General features: G+C 43.3%; 11 protein-coding genes. 5 read left to right on the top strand and 6 right to left on the bottom strand.

From position 1 onward, the window contains the following. Window positions 1-111: 111 nt before the first annotated feature. The 5 genes from BM122_RS08035 to BM122_RS08055 form a co-directional block, all read right to left on the bottom strand. Window positions 112-1,017 (bottom strand): cyanophycinase, encoded by a 906-nt coding sequence (locus tag BM122_RS08035; protein ID WP_074905063.1) that lies wholly within the window; start codon window positions 1,015-1,017, stop codon window positions 112-114. After that, complete coding sequence (locus tag BM122_RS08040; RefSeq protein WP_074905065.1) at window positions 1,004-1,927, bottom strand: isoaspartyl peptidase/L-asparaginase family protein; 924 nt, start codon at window positions 1,925-1,927, stop codon at window positions 1,004-1,006. Before BM122_RS08040 ends, BM122_RS08035 begins: the two co-directional genes overlap by 14 nt. A gap of 101 nt (window positions 1,928-2,028) precedes the next feature. Then, complete coding sequence (locus tag BM122_RS08045) at window positions 2,029-2,916, bottom strand: M28 family peptidase (protein WP_083398389.1); 888 nt, start codon at window positions 2,914-2,916, stop codon at window positions 2,029-2,031. A gap of 10 nt (window positions 2,917-2,926) precedes the next feature. Then, window positions 2,927-4,264, bottom strand: a complete 1,338-nt coding sequence (locus tag BM122_RS08050) for a hydroxysqualene dehydroxylase (protein WP_074905068.1) — start codon at window positions 4,262-4,264, stop codon at window positions 2,927-2,929. Window positions 4,265-4,401: 137 nt separating this feature from the next. Next, on the bottom strand, window positions 4,402-4,932 hold the full coding sequence (locus BM122_RS08055) for a DUF4142 domain-containing protein (RefSeq protein ID WP_074905070.1): 531 nt from the start codon (window positions 4,930-4,932) through the stop codon (window positions 4,402-4,404). Between the two features lie 340 nt (window positions 4,933-5,272). Between BM122_RS08055 and BM122_RS08060 the strand changes: the two genes are divergently transcribed. Together BM122_RS08060 and BM122_RS08065 are read left to right on the top strand one after the other, a co-directional pair. Continuing rightward, window positions 5,273-5,698, top strand: coding sequence for a hypothetical protein (locus BM122_RS08060; RefSeq protein ID WP_074905072.1), 426 nt, complete (start codon window positions 5,273-5,275; stop codon window positions 5,696-5,698). A 66-nt stretch (window positions 5,699-5,764) separates the two neighbouring features. Next, window positions 5,765-5,962, top strand: a complete 198-nt coding sequence (locus BM122_RS08065) for a hypothetical protein (protein ID WP_074905074.1) — start codon at window positions 5,765-5,767, stop codon at window positions 5,960-5,962. 657 nt (window positions 5,963-6,619) lie between these two features. Here the strand turns inward: BM122_RS08065 and BM122_RS08070 are convergent. Continuing rightward, a complete protein-coding gene (locus BM122_RS08070; protein ID WP_074905076.1) occupies window positions 6,620-6,811 on the bottom strand; it encodes a hypothetical protein in 192 nt (63 codons plus the stop codon). Between the two features lie 417 nt (window positions 6,812-7,228). On the opposite strand from BM122_RS08070, the gene BM122_RS08075 reads away from it, so the two are divergent. The 3 genes from BM122_RS08075 to BM122_RS08085 form a co-directional block, all read left to right on the top strand. Further along, window positions 7,229-7,483 (top strand): hypothetical protein, encoded by a 255-nt coding sequence (locus BM122_RS08075; RefSeq protein WP_074905078.1) that lies wholly within the window; start codon window positions 7,229-7,231, stop codon window positions 7,481-7,483. Window positions 7,484-8,437: 954 nt separating this feature from the next. Further along, window positions 8,438-8,767 (top strand): KGG domain-containing protein, encoded by a 330-nt coding sequence (locus BM122_RS08080; RefSeq protein WP_074905080.1) that lies wholly within the window; start codon window positions 8,438-8,440, stop codon window positions 8,765-8,767. A 406-nt stretch (window positions 8,768-9,173) separates the two neighbouring features. Next, the coding region (locus tag BM122_RS08085; RefSeq protein WP_218152032.1) for a hypothetical protein at window positions 9,174-9,361 on the top strand (188 nt) is incomplete at its 3' end.

Consider the following 9,361-nt stretch of genomic DNA (forward strand, 5'->3'; position numbering starts at 1 on the left):
ATATAGACCATATTTTTCTCTCAGCGAGAACGCAATAGATAATGAAGCCGTTACCATGTTTCGTTATAGGACCAGCGGTAAATCCTCACCTGCTGTGTGGTGGTTCGCAGCTCAGCCATCAGTTGCAGGGGTTTCCTGGGGATTCTCGATTTCAGGAATGGTAGCAGAATTCTCGAGATTAGTGCCAGCGTCCTGCTGGTGGGCATTCAAAGGGCGGCGCTCTTTGAGGTCAAAGGTATCCCCTTCGCTGAGCACATGCAGTTTCACGTCATAGAGGGAAAGGATATGGTCTTCTGCTTCTTCAGCGATGTTGCTGTGGGTGATGCAACTTCCATCGACCACGTAGACTGCACCCTCTCCAAGCACCGTGAAATAGCAGAGTTCTTCCACCACGATGGCAGTGTCCTCATCAAGGCCGATGCCGAGGACGCGGGGGTTTTGCGCGACGGCCCCGAGGAGACGCCCCATGCGGCCCCGTTCCGCAAAATGCTGGTCGATGACGACGTCCCGAATAAGGCCCAGACCCGGAGCCATGCGCAAACGCCCGATGCGGTGAGATTCGCCTCCTTCAGATTCAATCATCATGGTCTCACACATCACTGAGGCTCCGGCACTTGTTCCGCAGATTACTCCGCCTGATTCAAAGAGGTTGTGGATGTGGGTTTCCATATGGGTTTCTCCAATCAGACTGGTAATGCGCAGCTGGTCTCCGCCGGTAAAGAAGAGGCCTCTGGCATCTTGCAGCAATTTTCCGTTTTCCTCGGAGTCCGCGTCGGCCCGTTGATTAACGTTAAGGTGCGTCACCCCTTTCAGGCCCAGGTCCTGAAAAATCTTGCGGTAATCCTCAAAGGACTCTTCTGGTTCCTCAGAGGCCACGGTGGTGACCACCAGCTTGCCTTTCCCGACCCGTCCCGCAACTTCTTTGAGGATCTCGCGTTTTCCTTCTCTGTCCTCATGGCCTCCAATGATGATCAGGGTTCCTACTTTGTCTGCTTTGCGTTGTTTATGGCTGGGCATGAATTTTTTCCTCCTGCTCCTTTTCTTCGCTTTTTTTCAGGTACACCCTGGGCTCTTTCATCTCTGAGGTGATGATTGCGCATGGGAAGTGACTGCTGTTATGGAACCAGCCATACTCGCCCTGAGGAGATAATACCAGCCCCCCGGCTTCGCCTCCTACGCGCTCATGCATCTCTCGAACCAGGCTGGAGACTGCAATTTCAGGGCCGACCGTAGCAAGTTTTTCCATGATGCGGCTGGCCAGGCGGTAGCGCATGATCTCCTCCCCATCTCCGGAGAGAACCACAGCGCCGACAGCGTTTTCTGCGTAGAAGCCACAGCCTGCGAGTGGGGAGTCACCAACCCGCCCTTCAGGGCATCCGGTCAGCCCTCCGGTGGAGGTGGCCGCCACAAGGTTACCCTTCTGGTCCAGAGCCACACAGCCCACGGTGTTATTTCCTTTTTGTTTGTCCTGCAATTTTTTAATCTGTTCTTCAGTGATCAAGCTATCGTTATCGCACAGCTCCAGACCCTGTTCTTCAGCGTATTTGTGGGCCCCTTTGCCGGTAATCAATGTATATTCCTTCTTCAGGATGGTGCGTGCAACAGATATCGGATGCTTAACACCCTGCACGAAACCCACTGCACCAATCTGCAGGTCTTCGCCATTCATCATGGCAGCGTCCATCTGCACCTCGCGGTTTTCATTCAGACTCGAACCGTATCCAGCATTGAAGGCGGGATCATCCTCAAGCACACGAAGAGCGGCTTCGGCAGCATCAAGCGCGTTGCCTCCGGCCTGAAGGATCCGGTGTCCAGCTTCAAGCGCCCTTTGCACGCCATCAAGATTGGTCTGCTCTTTTCCGGGAGGCACAGGTTTGGCCCCTCCATGCGCCATGATCGCGAATTTCACTTGGGCGGATTCTCCCATCTGTCTCTCCTATGAACCTATGCACGATGAAACATTTTGTATGGGATCAGCTATAATAGTGTGTAAATTGAATCCTTCGCTAATACGGCACTCATCTGCCCCTAGCCAACGTTGTGTTTGCGCATCGCCAGCCTTTCAATAACTTGCTCCAAGCCGTCGACCACTTTTGTGAGAACTTCATAATTAATTATTTCTGGTGTATCCTCAGGCGTATGATATTGTCGATAGCGCAAAGGGGCGGTGTCCGTGACCATTATGGCAGGGTATCCCTCTTTCCAGAAAGACCAATGATCAGAACTCCATGCGCCAGGAAAGTTAGTTGGAAGGGTCAATGCCTTGCATGGGATATTACTATGATCATGAAATAAGTTATCCATATCAGATAACAGCTTTCGTGAACTGCGGTTTCCCACAAGCGCGATAAAATTCCCTCGTCTCGGCAGCATCATCCCCATCAAGGAAAGCCGCTGGCTGCCCTTGCGTTCGGAGTAAAAACCGATGGTTTCAAGGCAGATCATCGCGACTATTTTTTCATTTTGTTCTCTGCACTGCCTGGCATATACTCGACTCCCCATATCTGATTTTCGGGTGAAGGGGCTTTCTTCATTAGTAAAGGCAACAAAGCGTAGCGTACGAGAGAATGTTTTACCTCGATAAGCACGGGCAAGTTCCAGCATGGCCGCAATAGCCGATCCATTATCATTAGCTCCAGGTGACCTTCGATGTGTATCATAGTGCGCGCCCAAAATGATAATTTCATGGGGCCTGTCTGTACCGACAATTTGGGTTTCGAGATTGGAGAATTCCTTATTCTTTGCCTCATATACTTGCCGGCTAACAGTATAGCCATGGGTCTGAAAAAAGCTTTCGATGAAGCTCGCCGCCACTTTGAGATTGTGGTATTGATACAGATTCCGTTCTCCTATATCAGTAGCAAGCTCCTTGATAATCTCACGTAAACGCTGTGTCCGCTGAATTTCCGCAGTCATGATTTTCTCCCTAACGGTGATTGCGGTGAGCACGCTTTAATTCCCGCGCTGCGTTATTTCCTGCAATAATGGCTCCTTCCATTGTTGTGAAGAAAGACTGCTTAACATAATCCCCTGCAAGATAAAGACCCTGGATATTGGTGCCTGTCTTGGGACGCAATTTATTCCTGTGCGGAGATAATAAGTAGAAATCGGCAGAATGCCGGATAACGCGGTAATCAGTGACCAGAGAGGGATCAATTCCAAGTGATGGAGCGTCACGCCTGAATATTTCAAAAATTTCTTTATCTTTTTTTCCGATTATCTCTTCGGGCGGCGTTAATATAATGGACATTCGCCCGGATTTTCCTTTGAAGGTTGTCCTTGATTGTTCTGCAAAAGTTATTAGCTGAGTACCCACCCCAAACACGGTACGGTCAACTGGCCAGGCTGCTCGGGAGAATTCGAGCTGTAAATTGACTTCCGGCATTGGTTCAAGTGAAAGCAGCTCTGGAAAGGTGCTCTGAAGGGAAGAGGCGCGGATAATCTCCTGGACTGGGCCGAGAGGTGCAGCCAGGATGGCATAATCGCAGAGATAGTCTGTTTTACCGTTTACTTGAACACTTTGTATGCGGTTATTATCGACATTAAGCCTTGTAAGCCGTGCATTCGTGATTATACTACCTCCCAATTGTGTGATCTTGCGAGCGATCGGTTCAGTCAGAACTTTGCTCATTCCTCCTCGAAATGCCCCTATCCGTACACGGTAGAGGCGCCTGAATGCATGTACTATAGGGCCGAAAAAAACATAGGCGCTATATTTTGATGGAGGAAGGAAGAATAAACCTGAGGTAAACGGGACAATGAAGCGTTTGATGGTTTCATCGCTCAAGGCAAATTTTTGTGCATACTCCAGAGTGGAATATTTATCGAGTTGTTCCGGGCGAGCTATATAAGCCGTGATGCCGGAGATTAAGAATTTTAGTAATTTCCATGCCTCTCTCCACGAGATCAGTTTGTTCCTGAAAGGGTTTGAAAATGTTTTGAAGGGCCTAAAGATGGGTGAGGCACCGTATATGAACGAAGGCCCATTCGCAACCTTTATCTCCACCTCATCTTCCCAGATCACTACATCTTTCATCTTTAACCCAGCTTTTTTAACTAGCCGGGGAAAAGCAGTATAAAAACCAAGCACTCTATGTAAGCCGGATTCTACTTCCATCCCATTCTGATTCCAGGAGGCAGTTCTTCCACCAATAAAGGAATTTGCCTCGAGAATAGTAATTTCATATCCCTGATTAGCAAGTTCCAGCCCAGCCGATAAACCTGCTAGACCACTCCCTATAATGATAACTTTGGGTTTAGGCATGATAAGTTAATAATATAAGTATGTAATTACAATAGAATCAAACTGCGTTGCATCAACATTTCATCTTTGTTGCATTGATTGAAATGCAATTAATACTCAAGCATAAAAATGCTCAACAATATATCTGTATCTTATTATTACTGTAGTGATTCTTGAATTTTTTGGGCGTGTTCTAAATGCGAGACGAGCGAAGCCCGAACATTTTGAAGGAGGGATTTTAATTCCTCGCGCTGTACGCTAGGCACGAGCTTGGTATCAGCGGCTTCAATAACCTGTTGGTGAAGATTAACCTCTGCATCGATATAGGCCCGGTCAAACTCTCTTCCGCTCAAATTTTTCAATTTGTCACGGTTTTTCTCACCATCGGACTGGAGCGTTTTGCTGATTTCATTATCCTTTGGGGTTACCTTGAGTTTTTTTACCAGACTTTCAGCATGTTTATTGAAATCTGTATGTTCACTTATCATTCGAACAGCATAGGCCTTAACGTCTTCATTTGCAGCTATTAAATTGGCAAACTGGCCATTTTTTATGTCTACCTGATTGGCGGTAACGACAATGTGTGCAATTTCTGCATCACTGAGATCGCCTTCTTTACTCTTGGTCTCTGCATAGACCGCAAAATTGGGGAGCATTAAAGCAACGGCTAACATGAGTATTTTTTTCATAAGATCTCCTTGTAGTAGGTTGAATATTACCGGACGAAAAGCGTGTTCTCGGAATAATAATAATGAGGGATAAGGCAAACTTACACTGTTCGTTACCGCACACAAGCCAAACATAAAGTGCAATTACATATAAATTAATTATGATTTATAGAAGATATATCCGGTATCAATTTGCCGTAAAATATTATTCATTCAAAAAAAAGACTCTTCCTACCACGCAAATGGCTATGCATTTTTATTAAGAAAATTTTAAATTGATTGAACTCTCTATTGCGAGCACTCTCAATGCTGATCAGGCTTATTTCTAATACTGAAAAAATAAAGGATCAGTGTAATTATTATGAATATTTTTCAGAAAATAACGGTAGCTGCAATTGTGGCGACCTTTCCTCAGGTATCGGCCTTATCGAAGAATGACTTACCAGCAGAACTTCTGCAAATGCCTCTTATTACGGGAGCAAGTGTAAGTGCAGATTGGGGTACATTAAGCCCTGGTAAGACCCTCGCTTTGCGGTATACGGAAGAGTCTAAAATTAGAACTATCGCTTTCGGCGGCCAGCCTGGCCAAGAAGTGATCAAAAAAATTCAGTCTGACGATTTCAAGGGTCGAAGCATTATCATTGCTGTTGATTTCTTTTTCTGGGATTCAACTTTGCCTGAAATCAATCATAGTATTAAAGCATTGGAAAGAATGATAAATGAGGCATCAAGTCTGAGTTTGCCTATTGTTTTAGGTGAAATTCCAGAACTCCTGCCAGGAAGATAAATTAACCGGAGACAATTAAATCAGGAAATTGCCACAAAATGCGCTTCTTATAAACAGTGTTTTCTTATGCCGTTTGACCAGCTGCACCGTCAGGTATTGAAAGAGGGTTTTCTTGAAATTAAAGGGCGCAAATATTCTATGAGAGAACTTGTACCTGATGGTTTGCACCTAAGTCAACCAACGACCGAATATCTTGCCGATATCATGTATGCTATTTTAAATAATAAGAAAATTAAGAATAATGGTAAGATTCAATTGCTTTAAGCACAGTGCGTACATTTATAGAATAGAAGGGATATTTTAGGGTTTCTCTTCTTTAACACAATAATTTGGCCGTCAGATTCCATGTATACCTTATCAGTTTCTTTTAGATCTTCAATTTCATACTCACGCAATTTAGAAATTAACTATGACTATGCCATATGTATTTTTGCGGATTACGCCAAAGAATCTGGCTATTCTTAATAAGTAAAAGGAGCCGCCTCTAAAACTGATCTAAATGATAACACATGATAAAAAAGCCAGTTTATAAACTGATTCCAAAAAATAATAATGCCGACGAAAATAAATCCTTCACTTAATAGGCGATAATCACCAGCTTTACCATGTTAAGTTGCATCTGCAACAATCATGAGTATAAGAATATCGACAATTCCGATTGAACGCATCGCCGTTTAATCCTTCTTCTGAAAATAATAAAAAGGAAAAAGTACATGCTAGTATCAGGTACTACAAGCTCTAACGGATAAACGGTAATGCCAAAAACTTTGCTAAAATATAATTCACATTAAAGTGGCTTATATCATCATAGTAATGCTAGAAATTATCTAGATTAAATAATTTTCGAAATATGAGTAAGTCTCTTCTATTGAAGGCATAATGGCTGCCAAGTAAAAGTTACGCATATTACATCCGGTACAATCACGGGAAAGTACCTCGTTTGTCCTCACGCATTTTGTCGGTACGATGGTCTTCTCCTACTTTTAAATCTTCGCGATTACGCTTTTGTTGCTCTGGATCTCCCCGAGCATCGCCCGGTTTTTTTCCTGTTTGCGGTGTATCTACTGAGGGATTACTAGAATTATTTTTTTTATCGCTGTTAGCATTTGTCATACATCCTCCTTTGATAAACAACCAATTAAGTTATATTTTATTGAGGATTTTGCTTTATGAAAGTTCAAACAGTTTGAGGGAAAGGAAACTAGAATTTTAAAGTGCTAAGGCCTGTTAATATTTCATACAGATAACCTGCATTAGGTATAGCATAACATTTACCGTAATGTTTATAAGGGTCCAGTAGACAACTCCTATCGATAATCCTATCCTCCGGCAATAACTCCTTTTCTTGCTTACTTTCTAATAACTCGTTTTGTATTCAAGCTTTAACTTTAGGTTTATGTATGCTTGCGCACAGATCAAGCCCGCTTCGAAGCGTACGCTAAAGTCGATGTTCGTTTTATCAAACCGGAGATAAAGAATCAAACCACATCACATGGGTATTATTTTCAACTTACCTAATAGGGGGCAATTATGTCTTCAAATAAAGAGAAGGATGAGGACCAAGGAAAGGATAAGGACAGCAGGGGTACTAGCGATCTTGGCTTTGCCACTATAGCCGAAGAAAAGCAACATGAAGATGCTAGCAAGGGCGGCCGTATAGCTCATGAAACTCGCACGGAAGAAATACTTGAAGCAGGTCGCAAGGGTGGACAGACGGAGGGTGGAGGCCAATCCGAGAATGAAGATGATTCATCTTCCCACTCACGTGGCAAAGCTAGCTCCTAGGGTGTAGCTGAATCGTATTCCTCTACCCGTGGCGGCACATCTGAGCAGCATGTTAAAGCAGGCAGTCAAAGCTATAAAACTCGTTGATCAGTAATGTTATCGGCGAGTGGGTAGGTTTGTCTGCTTGTTGTTTACGTGTCAATACAACCATAAGTATTTGTCTTTACATAATAATACTGTAAAAAATCAATATTTGAAGACAAGATTGCTGGATAAATTATGCAGAAATCCTTGTACTCAATTTGAGTTCAAGCTCATCTAAGTCCAATCAATTTCTATTAAACCGCATACTGTGATCAATAATTTTCCTTATAAGACAATCTATTATGAGTAATAAATTTTAAGAAAAATTACAAGAAATACTTTTTGAGCAGGCTCTATTTAGCTTTCTTTTCTCCTCATTCTTTTCTGGCGAGCTTCTCACATCTCCTAACAAGCCGTTGAAGAAGTCTGCGAGCATGAAAAAATCCAGATATCTGAGGGTTAGCCCTAACCCTTCCCAAGGATAAAATACTTAGAGGCTATTTTATGAGCTCTAGCTTCGGTAGTTATCAGTTTTTACCGACTATTTCAACAATGCAATGGCCTGTTAAACCTTTTTTATCTTTATTACTGTAGTGAGCTGCACATATGAGCAAAGATCTATTTCCAGTATAAAAGATCATCAACCATTATCTTGCTCTGTTCGCCACGCCTCCTTGCTCTTATTCATTCTCACTTATTTGCATAACGAATATTAGTTGCATAATGTGGAACTGTTACCGGCGGCTGGCTATAAAGTTTTTAACCAAAAGCTCTTTAATGTGTGTTAGCGAACAGAAGTTAAGGAATTTGCTAGCTACTATTGAATTACTTTCCTATTAAGACGGAGATAAGACCCCGAAGACATTCTATAAAGTAGGTAAGAGATTTTGTTGAGGGAAAATTGCGAAGTTAAATATGAGGAGCTATATCATGACTTCAGATAAAGAGAAAGGAAAAAACGGTAGTGATGGCGGCAATACTGATAAACGAGGCTTTGCATCTATGGATGAAGATAAGCAGCGTGAAATAGCCAGCAAGGGCGGCAAAGCAGCCCATGAGAAAGGCACTGCGCATGAGTTTGATTCGGAGGAAGCGCGGGAAGCTGGCAGAAAAGGTGGTGAAACAGTCAGCAAGGACAGAGAACATATGGCTGACATCGGCCGCAAAGGTGGTGAATCAACCAGCCAAGATAAGGAACATATGTCCGAGATTGGTAGCAAAGGCGGTAAAAGCAGCCATGGTGGCGGTAGGGATGAGTAGAAGGCAAAGGGTGCCAGAATCACTAGAAATAGCTGCTTTCTAAAGTAAAATTTGAAGCGTTTAATTTAATTGTGATAGCGTTACTCACGCATTGAGTTTTCTTACTATTACTCTATGGTTAGTCGAGCACTTCATTAATAATTAAGCCTAAGCTTTATCTGGCCGGATCAATACCCCAATACCCCACTCATCAATTTAGTCAAATTATCGAGGAAAGTGCAACCGGGCGATCAGGCTGTTTGCGCGCAGACACGTCAAATTTCAATACTCTATTATTAGATCATCATTCATCGGCTTGATAGTTAGAGATTAATTTAAAACTTATCAACCAGATCAATATTTATATTTATTCATTATTCTCAGGTTAGCGCAAGAGGGGTTACCTTGAGGAGTAGAGGAGATCAAAATGGCACTCAATTTATTTGAAGATAAAGGTTGCCCGTTAGAGAGGCAACGGTTTACCTGGAAGGAGCTGGTTCAACCTCCGATTAGCAAACTTGATGATGACGCGTTCACGCGGGTTCGAGTTATTTTGATGAATGGCATAGAAATAGAAGCAATACGTTTCTCGCATGGGTGTGCTCGAATGAATCG

Origin of the sequence: Nitrosomonas communis (genome assembly GCF_900114745.1) — a bacterium.
Lineage (GTDB): Bacteria > Pseudomonadota > Gammaproteobacteria > Burkholderiales > Nitrosomonadaceae > Nitrosomonas > Nitrosomonas communis_A.